Annotated in this window: 19 protein-coding genes; 17 read left to right on the top strand and 2 right to left on the bottom strand. The window is 73.1% G+C overall.

The window, feature by feature from the left end; genetic code table 11:
• Window positions 1-631 (top strand): transcription termination factor Rho (gene rho / locus AC0CYZ_RS11900; protein WP_472215528.1); only part of this gene is annotated, 631 nt, incomplete at its 5' end.
• 84 nt (window positions 632-715) lie between these two features.
• Here rho and AC0CYZ_RS11895 read toward each other — a convergent pair.
• Together AC0CYZ_RS11895 and AC0CYZ_RS11890 are read right to left on the bottom strand one after the other, a co-directional pair.
• Window positions 716-1366, bottom strand: a complete 651-nt coding sequence (locus tag AC0CYZ_RS11895; protein WP_472215526.1) for a class F sortase — start codon at window positions 1364-1366, stop codon at window positions 716-718.
• Between the two features lie 124 nt (window positions 1367-1490).
• Window positions 1491-2309: a hypothetical protein gene (locus AC0CYZ_RS11890; RefSeq protein ID WP_472215524.1), complete on the bottom strand. Its 819-nt coding sequence runs from the start codon at window positions 2307-2309 to the stop codon at window positions 1491-1493.
• A 306-nt stretch (window positions 2310-2615) separates the two neighbouring features.
• Here AC0CYZ_RS11890 and rpmE point away from each other — a divergent pair, with 306 nt between their 5' ends.
• The 16 genes from rpmE to AC0CYZ_RS11810 form a co-directional block, all read left to right on the top strand.
• Entirely contained in the window at window positions 2616-2834 is a 219-nt protein-coding gene (gene rpmE / locus AC0CYZ_RS11885; RefSeq protein ID WP_472215522.1) for a 50S ribosomal protein L31, read from the top strand.
• A gap of 96 nt (window positions 2835-2930) precedes the next feature.
• Window positions 2931-4058, top strand: coding sequence for a peptide chain release factor 1 (gene prfA / locus AC0CYZ_RS11880; protein ID WP_472215520.1), 1128 nt, complete (start codon window positions 2931-2933; stop codon window positions 4056-4058).
• Window positions 4055-4891, top strand: a complete 837-nt coding sequence (prmC, locus tag AC0CYZ_RS11875; RefSeq protein WP_472215518.1) for a peptide chain release factor N(5)-glutamine methyltransferase — start codon at window positions 4055-4057, stop codon at window positions 4889-4891. Before prfA ends, prmC begins: the two co-directional genes overlap by 4 nt.
• 196 nt (window positions 4892-5087) lie before the next feature.
• A complete protein-coding gene (locus tag AC0CYZ_RS11870) occupies window positions 5088-5732 on the top strand; it encodes an L-threonylcarbamoyladenylate synthase (protein ID WP_472215516.1) in 645 nt (214 codons plus the stop codon).
• Window positions 5733-5766: 34 nt separating this feature from the next.
• Window positions 5767-6264, top strand: coding sequence for a tRNA (adenosine(37)-N6)-threonylcarbamoyltransferase complex ATPase subunit type 1 TsaE (tsaE, locus tag AC0CYZ_RS11865; RefSeq protein WP_472215514.1), 498 nt, complete (start codon window positions 5767-5769; stop codon window positions 6262-6264).
• Entirely contained in the window at window positions 6261-7511 is a 1251-nt protein-coding gene (locus AC0CYZ_RS11860) for an L-threonylcarbamoyladenylate synthase (RefSeq protein WP_472215512.1), read from the top strand. Before tsaE ends, AC0CYZ_RS11860 begins: the two co-directional genes overlap by 4 nt.
• Window positions 7508-8518: a tRNA (adenosine(37)-N6)-threonylcarbamoyltransferase complex transferase subunit TsaD gene (tsaD, locus tag AC0CYZ_RS11855; protein ID WP_472215510.1), complete on the top strand. Its 1011-nt coding sequence runs from the start codon at window positions 7508-7510 to the stop codon at window positions 8516-8518. The genes AC0CYZ_RS11860 and tsaD overlap by 4 nt, the downstream gene beginning before the upstream one ends.
• A 143-nt stretch (window positions 8519-8661) precedes the next feature.
• Entirely contained in the window at window positions 8662-9951 is a 1290-nt protein-coding gene (locus AC0CYZ_RS11850) for a serine hydroxymethyltransferase (RefSeq protein ID WP_472215508.1), read from the top strand.
• 24 nt (window positions 9952-9975) lie between these two features.
• Window positions 9976-11130: a glycosyltransferase family 4 protein gene (locus AC0CYZ_RS11845; protein ID WP_472215506.1), complete on the top strand. Its 1155-nt coding sequence runs from the start codon at window positions 9976-9978 to the stop codon at window positions 11128-11130.
• A gap of 265 nt (window positions 11131-11395) precedes the next feature.
• Window positions 11396-11602 carry an AtpZ/AtpI family protein gene (locus tag AC0CYZ_RS11840; protein WP_472215504.1) on the top strand — a complete coding sequence of 69 codons (207 nt, stop codon included), beginning with the start codon at window positions 11396-11398 and terminating at the stop codon, window positions 11600-11602.
• Between the two features lie 28 nt (window positions 11603-11630).
• Entirely contained in the window at window positions 11631-12017 is a 387-nt protein-coding gene (locus AC0CYZ_RS11835) for a hypothetical protein (protein ID WP_472215502.1), read from the top strand.
• On the top strand, window positions 12014-12757 hold the full coding sequence (atpB, locus tag AC0CYZ_RS11830) for a F0F1 ATP synthase subunit A (RefSeq protein WP_472215500.1): 744 nt from the start codon (window positions 12014-12016) through the stop codon (window positions 12755-12757). The genes AC0CYZ_RS11835 and atpB overlap by 4 nt, the downstream gene beginning before the upstream one ends.
• Window positions 12758-12836: 79 nt before the next feature.
• Complete coding sequence (locus AC0CYZ_RS11825) at window positions 12837-13124, top strand: F0F1 ATP synthase subunit C (protein WP_472215498.1); 288 nt, start codon at window positions 12837-12839, stop codon at window positions 13122-13124.
• A gap of 32 nt (window positions 13125-13156) precedes the next feature.
• A complete protein-coding gene (locus AC0CYZ_RS11820; protein WP_472215496.1) occupies window positions 13157-13774 on the top strand; it encodes a F0F1 ATP synthase subunit B in 618 nt (205 codons plus the stop codon).
• Window positions 13774-14601: a F0F1 ATP synthase subunit delta gene (locus tag AC0CYZ_RS11815; protein WP_472215495.1), complete on the top strand. Its 828-nt coding sequence runs from the start codon at window positions 13774-13776 to the stop codon at window positions 14599-14601. Before AC0CYZ_RS11820 ends, AC0CYZ_RS11815 begins: the two co-directional genes overlap by 1 nt.
• A gap of 82 nt (window positions 14602-14683) precedes the next feature.
• Window positions 14684-15579, top strand: an 896-nt coding sequence (locus AC0CYZ_RS11810; RefSeq protein ID WP_472215493.1) for a F0F1 ATP synthase subunit alpha, incomplete at its 3' end; no start/stop codon positions are given.

The raw sequence follows: 15579 nt of genomic DNA, 5'->3' as shown, positions 1-15579 counted from the left end.
CGACATGCAGCGGTCGGTGAAGGGTGAAGTCATCGCCAGCACGTTCGACCGGCCGCCGTCCGACCACACCAGCATTGCCGAGCTCTCGATCGAGCGCGCCAAGCGTCTGGTCGAGATGGGCCACGACGTCGTCGTGCTGCTCGACTCGATCACCCGGCTGGGCCGTGCGTACAACCTCGCCGCACCGGCGAGTGGACGCATCCTGTCCGGTGGCGTCGACTCGACGGCGCTCTATCCGCCCAAGCGCTTCCTCGGCGCCGCCCGCAACATCGAGAACGGCGGCTCGCTCACCATCCTGGCGACGGCCCTGGTCGAGACAGGGTCGACGATGGACACGGTGATCTTCGAGGAGTTCAAGGGCACCGGCAACGCCGAGCTCAAGCTCGACCGCAAGCTCGCGGACAAGCGCATCTTCCCGGCGATCGACCCGGACGCCTCGTCGACCCGCAAGGAGGAGCTCCTCCTCTCGCCCGACGAGACCGCGGTCATGCACCGGCTGCGGCGCGTGCTGGCGGCGCTCGACTCGCAGCAGGCCATCGAGCTGGTGCTCGACCGGCTGCGCAAGACGCGGACGAACATCGAGTTCCTCATGCAGGTCGCGAAGACGACCCCGGGCAAGGACGACGACTAGGGCGTGCCCGGCGGAACGGACGAGCGGCCGGTCGGTCACCATCCAGGGTGACGGACCGGCCGTTCGTGTCGAGGCCTCCGGCGGTCAGGGACCGATCTGGTTCGCGTAGACCACGGTGTTGTCGACGTAGGACCGGGCGCGGGCGTCGAACGCCCCGCCGCAGGTGATGAGCCGGACCTCGGGCCGCGTGGTGGGCCCGTACACGGACCGGGTCGGGAACGCGTCCTTCGGGTAGGTCTTCACCGAGTTCACCCGGTAGACCAGGGTCCGGCCGTCCGCGCGGGTCAGGGTGAACTCGTCGAGCGGGCGCAGCGCCGAGAGCCGGTAGAACACCGACGGCCCGTTGGCGGCCGAGTCGATGTGCCCGAGCACCACGGCCGGCCCGCGCTGCCCGGGGGTGACCGAGCCGGAGTACCAGGCCGCCTGGTCGTAGAGCGGGCCCGGTGCGGGGACCTGCACCGTCCCGTCCGGGTTCAGGCCCACCGGGTTGACCGGCGAGTCGACCCCGAGGGCCGGGATCGCGATCCGCGTCGGGGGTGAGGCCGGCAGGTCCTGGGGTGTGGGCGTGGCCGGCGTCGGGACGGCCGCGACCGTCACCGGGGCGCGGGTGTCCGCCGCGGCGACCGGGGCGGCCGCGCGCGGACCCGAGGTCAGGCCGAGCACGATCAGCACGACCCCCGCGACCGCGAGCAGCGCGATGCCCGCAACCCATCCGCGTCGCCCGGCACGTGACATCGGGTGACTCCACTCTGCAGGTCAGGGCCTCGGTGATGCGCGACGTCCCCGGAGACCGGGTCCTGGGGACCCGGTTCCCGGGGACGTCTCCCGCGAGGGGCTCACGCACGGTGAGCCCGGTGGATCAGCCCTCGTCGGTGGCCCGACGACGACGCACGACGACGAGCGCGCCGCCCGCCACCGCGAGGGTCAGCACGCCGCCGGCGAGCAGGGCCGGGTCGACGCCACCGACGGCGGTGCTACCGCCACCGGTCTGCGCGCCGCCGCTGGGCGTCGCGCCCGGCATGGAGCCGGCGCTCCCGCCCTTGCCGGGCAGGTCCACGACGATCGTCGCGATGCCGACGGTGGTGCCGCCCTTGATCGCGTCGGTCCCGAAGGCCTTGTCCAGCGCCGCCGCGGCGTCCGAGGACAGCCGCACCGTGGTGCCGGTCAGCGTGGCGGTCCCGGCGGAGGCGTCCGTCGTGATCGGCTTGAGCGTCGAGCCGTCGAGGTCGAACAGCGTGACCGAATCGGCCAGCGTCGAGCCGTTCGCCAGGACCTTGCCCTTGAGCGTGGCGGGCTGGCCCGGGTCGACCACGAAGTTCTCGAGCGTGACCTTGGTGCTGCCCTTGGTCAGGCTCAGGCCGGACCCGTCGTGCATGATCATCCCCTGGACGTACGGGGTGACCTCGCCGGGCTTGTAGACGGTGACGTTGCCGCCGGTGATCGGGAACGTGGCGGACCCGTCGGCGACCTTGGCGGTGCCGGTCGGTGCCGGCGTGACGTCGAGCGACTTCAGCGCGTCGGTGAAGCCGGAGTCCAGCTTCACCGAGGTGCTCTGTCCGGTCAGGCTCGGGATCGTCGCCACCGGCGGCGGGCCCGACTGCGCGAACGCCAGGCCGGAGCCGACGCCGGTCAGGGCGAGCGCGGCCACCCCGGCCGCGGCCATCATGCGCATCTTCATGGGTCGTTCTCCCTGTCGTGGGTCCGGCCTCGCCGCCGGAGTCGACCTACCTCCGCGCGCCGGGTCTCACCTGTTCGACCCAATTGTCGTGACCCAACGCAGACCTCACAGGTCGTCGATCACCGAACCGGGGGACCGCTCGAGCCGTATACACGCGCGGGAAGCCCCGGGAACATCGAGGGCCCCGGGGTCGTTGACGGGATCAGCGGGCGTTCCTGAGAGAATGCCCGGTGGCACAGATGCCTCCGGTTCACCCCGACGCACCAGCAGGGGACCCGGCGGCCACAGACGAGAGGACCAGCCACCGTGAAGACGGGAATCCACCCCGAGTACGTCGAGACCCAGGTGACCTGCGGCTGCGGCAACCAGTTCACCACGCGGAGCACGAAGCAGAACGGCGTCATCAACGTCGAGGTCTGCTCGGCCTGCCACCCCTTCTACACCGGCAAGCAGCGCATCATGGACACCGGTGGCCGGGTCGCCCGCTTCGAGGCCCGGTACGGCAAGCGCGCCGGCCGCAAGTAGTTCCCGCGACGCCCGCCGTCGCCGCTCCGCCGACGCGGGGCCGGCGACGGCGGGCGTTCGTGCGTTTCGGGGCAGCTGCGGGGAACGGAGACTGACATGACCCAGGTGGCCGGGCAGGACGCCGGCGCGGCGGCCTCGGTGCGCGCGCTGGTGGAGGAGCACGCCGGGCTGGAGGCGCGGCTGGCCGAGCCCGAGGTGCACACCGACCAGGCGCTAGCCCGCCGGCTGGGCCGCCGCTACGCCGAGCTCGCCCCGATCGTCACGACCGCCGGTGAGCTGGGGCGCGCCGAGGCCGACCTCGCCGACGCCCGCGAGCTCGCGCGCGAGGACCCGGCGTTCGGCGCCGAGGCCACCAGCCTGGAGGGCACGGTGGACGCCCTGCGCGCCCGGCTGCGCGAGCTGTTGGTGCCCCGCGACCCGGACGACGGCCACGACGTCGTCGTCGAGGTGCGTTCGGGGGAGGGTGGCGAGGAGTCGGCGCTGTTCGCCGGCGACCTGCTGCGGATGTACTCCCACTTCGCGGAGCGGAAGGGCTGGAAGGTCGAGGTGCTCTCGGCCGCGGAGTCCGACCTCGGCGGCTACAAGGACGTCACCGTCATCGTCACCGCGCCCGGCTCCGAGCCCGAGGGCGTGTGGGCGTGGCTGAAGTACGAGGGCGGGGTGCACCGCGTGCAGCGCGTGCCGGTCACCGAGTCCCAGGGCCGCATCCACACCTCGGCCGCGGGCGTGCTCGTGTACCCGGAGCGGGACGAGAGCGACAGCGCCGTCCAGATCGACGAGAAGGACCTGCGCATCGACGTGTTCCGCTCCTCGGGCAAGGGCGGCCAGGGCGTCAACACCACCGACTCCGCGGTGCGGATCACCCACCTGCCCACCGGCGTCGTCGTCTCCTGCCAGAACGAGCGCTCGCAGCTTCAGAACAAGGCCCGCGCCATGGAGGTGCTGCGCTCGCGGCTGCAGGCGATCCAGGACGACGCGGAGGCCGCGCAGCAATCGGCCGACCGCCGCAGCCAGGTCCGCACGGTCGACCGCTCGGAGCGGGTGCGGACCTACAACTACCCCGAGAACCGGATCTCCGACCACCGCATCGGCTACAAGTCCTACGACCTCGACCGGGTCCTCGACGGCGACCTCGACGGCGTCCTCGAGGCGTTGCGCGCCGCCGACCGGGAGGAGCGCCTCTCCGACGCCGCGCAGGAGGCCGGCCAGGGCGGGAGCCGGTGACGGCGCCGAGGCGGGCCCGCGTCGCCGACGCGGCCGCCCGGCTCGCCGCGGCCGGGGTCGAGAGCCCGCGCGTGGACGCCGAGCTGCTCGCCGCCCACGTCCTCGGCGTCCCGCGCACCCGGCTCGTGCTGGCCCCGGACCTCGACGACGAGGGCGCGGCGCGGCTGGAGGCCCTCGTCGCGCGGCGCGCCACCCGGGAGCCGCTGCAGTACGTGCTCGCGAGCGCGGTGCTGGGCCCGGTGTCGGTCGCGGTCGGCCCGGGCGTGTTCGTGCCCCGGCCGGAGACCGAGCTGCTGCTCGGCGAGGCGGTCAGCGCGCTGCGGGGCCTCGGCGAGCCGCGCGTGGTCGACCTGTGCACCGGGTCGGGCGCCCTCGCGCTGGCGATCGCGACGGCGCGCCCCGACGCCGAGGTGCACGCCGTGGAGCTCGACCCCGGCGCGCTGGCCTGGGCGCGCCGCAACCTGGACGGAACCGGCGTGGCGCTCACCGCCGCCGACGTCACCGACCCGGCCACCCTGGCGACCCTCGAGGGGACCGTGGACGTGGTGGTGGCCAACCCGCCCTACGTGCCCGAGGGGACCGCGGTCGCCCCCGAGGTGGACCACGACCCGCACGGCGCGGTGTTCGCCGGGCCCGACGGGCTGGCCGTGATCCGCCCGCTCGCGACGACTGCGGCCCGGCTGCTGCGCCCCGGCGGGCGGGTCGCGGTCGAGCACGACGAGTCGCACGCATCCTCGGTCCGCGAGGTGCTCGAGGGGGCGGGGTTCACCGGCGTCGCCACCCTCGACGACCTCGCCGGCCGGCCCCGCGTCGCCGTCGGGACCCGTCGCTGACCGGTCCGCCCCCCGCCTCGTGGCAGCAACGGCACGTTCCTGACGTCGGACGTCAGGACGGCGCCGTTCGCTCGTCCGGGGTCGGCCGCCCCAGGTGGCAGCAACGGCACGTTCCTGACGTCAGAGGTCAGGACGGCGCCGTTCACCCGTCGGGCCCGCCGCGTCGAGCGCGCCGAGCCGCCTACGCTCGACGCCCGTGACGACCTTCGACTGCCGCGTCCCCGACACGCGGGCCGCGGGGCTCGCCGCCGCCGCGGCCGCCGTGCGGGCGGGCCGGCTCGTCGTCGTCCCCACCGACACGTCCTACGCCGTCGGGGCGGACGCCTTCGACCAGGCGGCCGTGCGCGCGCTGCTCGCCGCCAAGGGTCGCGGACCGGAGACGCCGGTGCCGGTGCTCGTCGGGAGCTGGTCGACGATCGACGGCCTGGTCGCCGTGGTCCCCAGCGCCGCGCGGGACCTCGTGGAGGCGTTCTGGCCCGGCGGGCTGTCGCTCGTCCTGCCGCACGCCCCGTCGCTGGCGTGGGACCTCGGCCGCACCCGCGGCACCGTCGTGCTCCGGATGCCGCTGCACCCGGTCGCGCTGGAGCTGCTGCGCGAGTGCGGTCCGATGGCGATGACCGGCGCGAACGCGGGCGGGGGAGCGGTCCCGCGCGACTGCGCCGACGCCTACGCCCAGCTCGGCGAGGCGGTGGAGATCTACCTCGACGGCGGCCCGCTGGAGAGCGACGCCGGCTCCACGATCGTCGACCTCACCGGGCCCGAGCCGATCGTGCGCCGCCAGGGCAGCGTGTCGACCGCGGAGATCGCGGAGGTGCTCGGCCGCACCCCGGCCGTCGCCTGAGCGGCGCGCGGCGGCTCGTACCATGGGGACCGAGATGAACGAGCAGGTCATGCGCGAGACGGTGCTGCACGCGGACGGTCCGGAGGGGACGGCCCGCGTCGCCGCGGCCCTGGCCCCGCACCTGCACGCGGGGGACGCGGTGCTGCTCACCGGTGAGCTCGCGGCGGGCAAGACCACCTTCGTCTCCGCGCTCGTCGCCGCCCTCGGCTCGGGGGCCGCGGTCTCCAGCCCGACGTTCTCGCTCGCGCAGTTCTACGCGACCCCCGGGCCGCGCGTGCTGCACGTCGACACCTACCGCCTCACCGACCTCACCGAGTTCCGCGACCTGGGGCTCGACGAGTACCTCGACGAGGTGATCGCGCTGGTCGAGTGGGGCGACCTGGTGTCCGGCGAGTTCGTCGACCCGCTGCGGATGCACCTGGCGGTGACGGGCCCGGACGACCCGACCGGCCGCGAGATCACGGTCCGCGGCGGCGCGCGGTGGGCGCCGGTGCTCGACGCCCTCGCCGATCCCGCGGGGAGTCCGGCATGACCCTCACCCTCGCCGTCGAGACCTCTTCCCGGGTCTACGGCGCCGCGCTGCTCGACGACGACCGCGTCCTCGCGCGGGCGAGCGCGGACCGTGGCGACCCCGGCTTCGTCGACGTCGGGGTGCTGGCCGGTGGGGTCATCCGCGACAGTGGGCGCACCGTGGCCGACCTCGACCGGCTCGCCGTCGACGTCGGGCCCGGGAACCTCGCGTCGGTGCGCGCCGGGATCGCCTACGTCAACGCGGTCGCGTTCGCCCGCGGCGTGCCCGTCGTCGCGCTCGACTCGCTCTCGCTGCTCACCGGCCAGGCCGGGCGTCTCCCGGCGCTGGTCCTGCGCCCCGCGGGCGGCACCGCGGTGTACGCGTCGCTGACCGGCGAGGACGGCCACGTGACGGTCCGGCACGGCGACGTCGACGTCGTCGTCAAGGAGCTCGCCGAGCGGCTCGCGGGGGCCACGGCGCCCGTCGCGCTGGCGGGTGCGCGCCGCGGCCCGGTCGCGGCCCTGCTGGCCGGGGCGGGGCTCGCGACCCACGACACCGGACTCGACGCGCCCGACGTCGACGCCCTCACCGCCCGGCTGCGCGCGGGGGAGCACGACGCCCCGGTGGTCAGCGCGGCGCCGCTCACCGAGTCCTCGGTGCGCTTCCGTGGCGACGAGTTCACCGCCGCCCGCGCCGCGCTGCTCGACGGCGGGGTGGCGCTGCTGCCCACCGACACCGTCTACGGGCTCGCCGTCCACCCCCGCCGCCCGGCCGCGATCGACGCGCTCTTCGCGCTCAAGGACCGGCCCCGCACCCGCGAGCTGCCGATCATGGTCGCGACCCCCGACGAGCTGCCCGCGCTGGGCGTGCAGGTCACCGAGCCGGCCCGGCGCCTGCTCGCGGCGTTCTCGCCCGGCCCGCTCACCGTGGCGCTGGGCATCGACCCCGCGGTGGCGCCCGACTGGCTCGCCGGCCGCGACGAGATCGGCGTCCGCGTCCCGTCCGACCCCGACCTGCGCGCCCTCCTCTCCGACGTCGGCCCCCTGCTCGTGACCAGCGCGAACGCCCACGGCGAGCCGACCCGGCAGGCCCCGGGGCCGATCCTCGACCAGCTCGTGGGGCGCCCCGACGCGGTCGTCGACGGCGGGGTGCGCTCCGGGGTGCCGTCGACCGTCGTGAACTGCCACCTCGACGACCCGCGGATCGAGCGCCAGGGCGCTGTCGACGCCGCCGAGATCGAGCGCGTGCTCGCCCAGGAGACCCCGTGACCGCCGTACTGCCCCCCGACGGACTGATGCTGGGCATCGAGACCTCGTGCGACGACACCGGGGTGGCGGTGGTGCGTCCCGACGGCGAGGTCGTCGCGGCCGCCGTCGCCTCGCAGGTGGAGCTTCACGACCGCTACGGCGGCGTCTACCCCGAGATGGCCAGCCGCGCGCACGTCGACGCGATCCTGCCGACGGTGCGCAAGGTCCTCACCGACGCCGACCTGCGTCCCGCCGACCTCACCGCCATCGGCGTCACGCGCGGGCCGGGGCTGATCGGCTCGCTCGTCGTCGGGACGAACTCCGCGGTCGGGCTCGGCGACGGATGGGGGCTGCCGGTGTACGGCGTGAACCACCTGCGCGGGCACCTGCGCAGCGCCGACCTCGACGAGCGGCGGGTGGAGTACCCGGCGATGGTGCTGCTGGTCAGCGGCGGGCACACGCTGCTCGCGCACGTCCAGGCCTCCGGCGACGTCGCCCTGGTCGGCTCCACGCGCGACGACTCGGTGGGGGAGGCCTACGACAAGGTCGCCCGCATGCTCGGGCTCGGCTACCCGGGCGGGCCGGCGATCGACCGGCTGGCGAAGACCGGCACGGCCGACGTGCTGTTCCCGCGCCCGGCCAGGGACCTCGAGCTGGACTTCTCGTTCTCCGGGCTGAAGTCGTCGGTCTCGCGGTTCCTGGCGGCGAACCCGGACCATCCGCACGCCGACGTGGCGGCCTCGTTCGTCGACGCGTGCCTCGACGTCCTCGTCGGCAAGTGCCGCAAGGCGCTGGCGCGCCACCCGAGCCGCTGCCTCGTCGTCGTGGGCGGGGTGGCGGCGAGCCCGCAGCTGCGGGCGGCGGCGCAGCAGCTCTGCGACGAGGCCGGGGTGGACCTGTGCCTGCCGCCGCTGCGCTGGTCGACCGACAACGGCGCGATGATCGGCCTGGCGGCGTGGGACTACCTCGCCCGGGGCCTCGACGCCCGCCCGCGCCCGGACACCTCGCTGACCATCGCCGACTGGTGAGGCCGTGAGCGCGCCCACAAACCGCCCGACCGGGCACCACGGGCCCGGGTAACGTCGGGCACCGGTTCCGGATCGACGGCGTCGTCCCACTCCGGGGGCGCCGCCGCGTCGGTCCACCCCGAGCAGAGTGAGGTAACACCGACGTGGCAGCCACGAGCGAGCATTTCTGGGGTCCGGACTACGACGCCCTCGCAGCCGTCGACCCGGAGATCGCCCAGGTCGTCGACGACGAGCTCGCCCGCCTGCGCGGCGGTCTCCAGCTCATCGCGAGCGAGAACCTGACCAGCCCCGCCGTGCTCGCGGCGCTCGGCTCGACGCTGTCGAACAAGTACGCCGAGGGCTACCCCGGCCGGCGCTACTACGGCGGCTGCGAGGTCGTCGACCGCGCCGAGGAGATCGGCATCGACCGCGCGAAGGCGCTCTTCGGCGCCGAGCACGCGAACCTGCAGCCGCACTCGGGCGCCAACGCCAACCTCGCGGTCTACGCGGCGTTCTGCCAGCCGGGCGACAAGGTGCTGGCCATGTCGCTGCCCCACGGCGGCCACCTCACCCACGGCGCCAAGGTCAGCTTCTCCGGCAAGTGGTTCGAGCCGGTGCCGTACACCGTGCGCGAGGACGACGGCCTCATCGACTACGACCAGGTGCGGGACCTCGCGCTGGAGCACCGCCCGAAGATGATCGTCGCGGGGGCCACCGCCTACCCGCGCCTGATCGACTTCGAGAAGTTCCGGGCCATCGCCGACGAGGCCGGCGCGATCCTGTGGGTCGACGCGGCCCACTTCATCGGGCTCGTGGCCGGCCAGGCCATCCCCAGCCCGGTGCCCTACGCCGACGTCGTCACCTTCACGACGCACAAGGTCCTGCGCGGCCCGCGCGGCGGCATGCTCGTCTCGAAGGCCGAGCACGCGAAGGCCCTCGACAAGGCGGTCTTCCCGTTCCTGCAGGGCGGCCCGCTGATGCACGCCGTGGCCGGCAAGGCCGTGGCGCTCGCGGAGGCCGCGACGCCGGAGTACCAGGAGTACGCGCGCAGCGTCATCGCCAACGCGCAGGCGCTCACCTCGGGGCTGGAGTCGCACGGGATGCGCGCCATCTCCGGCGGCACCGACACCCACCTCGCGCTGCTCGACCTGCAGCCCCTCGGCGTCACCGGCAAGGAGGCCGAGGCCCGCAGCGGCCTGGCCGGGATCACGCTGAACAAGAACGCGATCCCCTACGACCCGCAGCCCCCGATGACCGCGTCGGGCATTCGCGTGGGCTCGCCGTCGATCACCACGCAGGGCATGACGACCCAGGAGATGCCCGAGGTGGCCCGCCTGATCGCCACCGCGGTGACCGCCGACGAGACCACCGAGGACGGGAAGCGGACCCTCGCCGACGTGCGCGACGAGGTCGGGACACTCGTGGCGCGGTTCCCCGCCTACCCGAGGGGCTGACCCCGGCGGTCTAACCTGGCCCGCGTGGGCCCGTCGCCACCCTTCGCCCCGCAGGGGCTGCCGATCCGGGAGTACCTCCTGGTCGGGCTCTGCGCGGCGGTGGTGACGTTCCTGATCACGGGGGTCATCCGCCGGCTCGCGATCCGCGCCGGGGCCATCGCGGTCCCGCGCGGGCGCGACGTCCACACCGTGCCGATCCCGCGCCTCGGCGGCGTCGCCATGTACATCGGGGTGCTGGCCGGGGTGTTCGTGGCCTCGCAGCTGCCGGTGCTGCGCCGCGCCTTCGACTACTCCTCGGAGACCCGCGCGGTGATGGTCGCGGGCGGGCTGATCGTGCTGGTGGGCGCGCTCGACGACCGCTTCGGCATCGACGCGCTGACCAAGCTCGCCGGGCAGGCCACGTCGGCGGGCGTGCTCGTCCTCCTCGGCGTGCAGTGGTTCGTGCTGCCGATCCCCGACGGGTCCGACGGCTCGGATTGGACGCTGCTGATCCTCGACCCCAACCAGGGCGTCGTGCTCACCGTGTTCCTGTGCGTGGTGCTGGTCAACGCGGTGAACTTCGTCGACGGGCTCGACGGGCTCGCCGCCGGGATCGGGCTCATCGCGTCCTCGGCGATCCTCGCCTTCTCGCTCGGGCTGCTCGAGCAGCGTGGCGGGGACGTCACCGCCTACCCGCCCGCGCTGATCGCGGCCGTGCTCGCCGGGGCGTGCGCGGGGTTCCTGCCCCACAACTTCCAGCCGGCGCGCATCTTCATGGGCGACTCCGGCTCCATGCTCATCGGACTGATGCTCGCCGCTGCGACGACCAGCGCCTCGGGGCGGATCACCTACGCCGACTCCGCGCCCCGCAACGCGCTCGCGCTGCTCGCGCCGATCGTCGTCGTCGCCGCGGTCGTCCTCGTCCCGCTGCTCGACCTGCTGCTGGCGGTGGTGCGCCGGACCCGCGCCGGCCGCAGCCCGTTCGCGCCCGACAAGATGCACCTGCACCACCGGCTGCTCGAGATCGGGCACTCGCAGCGGCGCGCGGTCCTGCTCATCTACCTGTGGGCCGGGGTGTTCGCGTTCGGCGCCGTGGCCCTCGCACTGATCACCGACGTGTTCCTCGTGGTGGGGGTCGTGGGCGCCGGGCTGCTCGTCGCGGTGCTCGCCTCGGCGGTCCCCCGGCTGCGCGCCCGGTGATCGTCCGCGACGGGCCAGTTCGATCACCGCGGGGGCGCTGAACAGCGGTTGGCCTGCGACGACGGGGCGTCGTAGGGGTGTGATAGGTTCCTCGCGTCTCGTCGAAACGGGGCAAATCGAGTGGTCCTGATGAGTGAGTCGGCCCGCCCGAGGACGGCACGGAAACGTGGCGCCGGGGCCGCCCGCCGCCGCCGGTCGTCATCGAGGAGGACTGACCATGGACGTGTCAGCCCTGCGTCCCGCATGAGGGGACCGGCGACCACTGATGACGGATTCACGGGCCGACGGATGGGCCCTCCTCGGATTGGGCACCACCCTCGCGGGTTGTCTCATCGCACCCACCGCCCTCGGGTGGCTGATCGATCATCTGGCCGGTACGTTCCCGGTCTTCCTGCTGATCGGGTTGGTGCTGGGGATCGCGGCGACGGCGCGAGTGGCCTACACGGAGATGAGCAAGTTCCTCGGGAGCTGATGTGAACGAACCCCTCGGTCACGGACCGATGCTGACGGTTCCCGGCGCCACGCGAGAAGCATTCCGGCTGTCCCTGATCATCGCCGTCGTCATCGGCGTCCTCGCACTGGTCGCCGGCGTCGTCTTCGGCGCGGGCGGCATCGCCGCGTTCGGCTGCTTCGGGCTCGCGCTCGGGGCGGCGAACGCGCTCATGGTCCAGCGGTCGGTCCTGCGCCAGTCGGCGGCCGATCTGCCCAGCAAGGCCGCGCTCGTGCGCGGCGTCGGGGCGCGGCTCGCGATCGTCACGGCCGTGGCGGTCGCCCTCGCCCTCGTCTTCTTCCCGACCGGCCTGGGGGTCTTCCTCGGGCTCGCGCTGTTCCAGGTCATCAACACGATCGTCGGATCCGTGCCTGCGCTCAAGGAGCTACGCAAGTGACGTCCGGTTTCCTCACGCTGGCCGCCCAGGGCGGCAGCAGCTCGGTCTCGCCGAGTGAGCACGTCGGCGAGTTCGAGTTCCTCGGCCTCACCTTCTACGGCGACACGATGTGGACGTCGACGCTCGCCGCGATCATCGTGGTCGGGGCCGGCTTCTTCGTCCGCTCACGCGTCACGTCCGAGGTCCCCAACAAGGTCCAGCTGGCCTACGAGTCGCTCACCAGCTACATGATCGACCAGGTGCAGGGCCGGATGGGCCGCCGGCCCGCCGAGTTCCTCGCCCCGCTGATCATCGCGCTGTTCGCCTTCATCCTGGTCTGCAACTGGCTCGGCCTCATCCCGAGCGGGCACCCCGAGATCCTCCGCCCGCCGACGGCGGACGTGAACCTCGCCTACGCACTCGCGATCTTCGTGTTCGTCGCCGCGTGGGTGTGGGGCTTCCGGGAGCAGGGGACGAAGACGCTGCGACGCTTCGTCCAGCCCTACGTCGCCCTCGCCCCGCTGAACATCATCGAGGAGATCGCCAAGCCGATCTCGCTCTCGCTGCGTCTGTTCGGCAACATCCTCTCGGGCACGATCATGATCTCGGTGATCGCGCTCATCCCGTGGTGGGGGCTCTGGCTCCCGAACGCCGCGTGGAAGCTCTTCGACCTCTTCATCGGCGCCATCCAGGCGCTGATCTTCGCGCTGCTGACCGTCATGCAGTTCTTCAGCCCGGCCGTGAGCGAGGAGGGCCACTAGGTCCTCCCCGTCGCCGACTGCACCCCGCCGGTCGGCCGGCACTCCGATCCTCGACCGAACGAGCTCAGAAGGAGCGTCAATGTCGCTTGTGCAGTCCGTCCTCGCCCAGGGGAGCGACCCCACCACCGGACTGAAGTCCGGCGGCGCCTTCATCGGCGGTGGCATCGCACTCGCCGGTGGCGCCATCGGTGCGGCCATCGGTGACGGCCTGGTCGGTGCCCAGACCATCGCCGGCGTCGCCCGCCAGCCCGAGGCGCAGAGCCGCCTCTTCAACATCTTCTTCCTGACCGTCGGTCTGGTCGAGGCGATGTACTTCATCAACCTGGCCTTCATGGCCCTGTTCGTCTTCGTCCTCGGCAGCGGGTGATCGGGGTGGCCGGACAGCCGAGCACGGAAGCCGTGCTGGCGCAGGGGAGCATCAGCGACAAGATCTTCCTTCTCCCCAACGGCACGTTCTTCTTCGAACTCATCCTGTTCGTCGTCGTGTTCTTCCTGTTCTCGAAGTTCATCGTCCCGCCCATCCGCAAGGCGATGGAGGACCGGGCCGAGCGGGTGCGGCAGACGCAGCGGGACCGGGAAGAGGCCGACGAGCAGTACCGGGCCGCCGAGCAGAAGCACGCCGAGGTACTCCAGGAAGCCCGGAACGAGGCCTCCTCGATCCGCGACGAGGCCCGGGCCACGGCCCGGGAGCAGGCCGCGGAACAGCGTGAGCAGGCGGAACGGGAGATCTCCGAGGTCCGGGAGCGTGGCGAGCGCGAGCTCGCCGAGCAGCGGTCCCGCGCCGAGGGTGACCTGCAGGAGAAGCTGCCCGACCTCTCGCGCACCCTCGCGGAACGGATTCTCGGGCGGTCCCTGTCCGACGAGGACACCGCACGGTCGACCACCGAGTCGTACGTGCGGTCCCTGAACTCGTCGGACTCGTCGGAGTCGTCCTCGGACGGCTCCGAGTCGACCACGGTCGGCGCCGGGTCGTCGGGCTCCTCGGGGTCGACGGCCACGGAGACGAGGGAGGGCTGATGCACAGCGCGAGCCAGTCGGCCCTGAACCACGCCGACGACCAGCTCGAGCAGGTCGTCTCGGACGAGAGCACCGGCACCGCGGAGCACCTCGCGCAGGTGTCGCAGGAGCTCTACGCGGTCGCCGAGGTCCTCGGCGACCACATCGACCTCCGGCGTCACCTCGTCGACCCGACGGGGTCGTCGTCGCTACGGCGCAGCCTCGTCGAGAACCTCTTCTCGGAGAAGGTCGACCCGACGACGCTGCAGCTGCTGACCACCCTGGTGGAGACGCGGCTGACCTCGCCGACCGACCTCGTCGAGGCCGTCGAGACCCTGGGGCGGACCGCCGCCCTGGCCTCGGCGGAGAAGGACGGCTCGCTCTCCGACACGGAGGACGACCTGTTCCGCTTCGGGCGGATCCTGCAGAGCGAGCCGCAGCTGCGGACGCTGCTGGCGGACTCCACGGCACCGGTCGACAAGAGGCTGGAGCTGCTCTCGCAGGTCGCGGGGGACAAGGTCACGCCGACCGCCTACCGGCTGCTCGAGCAGGCGGTGCGCCATCCCTACTCGAAGGCCCTCGACCACACGGCCGAGCGTCTGGCGGACGCCGCGGCGGCCCGCCGGGACCGGTCGATCGCGCGCGTCGTCGCGCCGGTCGCCCTGTCCGACGAGCAGGAGGAGCGGCTGGGGGACGTGCTCTCACGTCTCTACGGGCGCTCGATCTCGGTGCAGTCCGACGTCGACCCGGACATCCTGGGTGGCCTGGTCGTGCAGGTCGGCGGTGAGCTGCTCGACGGCAGCGTCGCGCGCCACCTGCGCGGTGCGGCCGACGCCTTCCCGACCTGAGCGCCGCGACCCGCCCGGGACCGGGGGGGGGTCGCCCCACCCCCAGACCATCAGCAGTCGTGAGAACAGTGAGCAGGGAACCATGGCGGAGCTGACGATCTCCTCGGACGAGATCCAGAGCGCGATCGAGAACTATGTGTCGTCCTTCTCGGCGGAATCGTCCCGCGAGGAGGTCGGAACCGTCGTCGACGCGGGTGACGGCATCGCCCACGTCGAGGGTCTCCCCTCGACGATGACGAACGAGCTGTTGAAGTTCCCCAGCGGATCGCTGGGACTGGCCCTGAACCTCGACGAGCGCCAGATCGGCGTCGTCGTCCTCGGCGACTTCGCCGAGATCGAGGAGGGCCAGCAGGTCAGCCGCACCGAGGAGGTCCTCTCGGTGCCGGTCGGCGACGGCTTCCTCGGCCGCGTCGTCAATCCCCTCGGGGAGCCGATCGACGGGCTCGGCGAGATCGAGTCCGAGGAGCGGCGCGTCCTCGAGCTGCAGGCCCCCTCGGTCGTCCAGCGCCAGTCGGTCAGCGAGCCGCTGCAGACCGGCATCAAGGCGATCGACTCGCAGACCCCCATCGGCCGCGGCCAGCGCCAGCTGATCATCGGTGACCGCAAGACCGGCAAGACCGCGGTCTGCACCGACACGATCATCAACCAGCGGGAGAACTGGGAGACCGGCGACCCGGACAAGCAGGTCCGCTGCATCTACGTCGCGATCGGCCAGAAGGGCTCCACGATCGCCTCGGTCAAGGCGGCCCTCGAGGACGCCGGCGCGATGGAGTACACGACCATCGTCGCGGCCCCGGCCTCCGACCCGGCGGGCTTCAAGTACGTCGCCCCCTACGCCGGCTCGGCCATCGGCCAGCACTGGATGTACCAGGGCAAGCACGTCCTGATCATCTTTGACGACCTCTCCAAGCACGCGGAGGCCTACCGCGCCGTCTCGCTGCTGCTGCGCCGTCCGCCGGGCCGCGAGGCCTACCCGGG

This window comes from Actinomycetospora sp., from assembly GCF_055612215.1.
The sequence above is the reverse complement of the archived record's forward strand: the minus strand, read 5'-3'. Positions and strand labels throughout refer to the sequence as shown.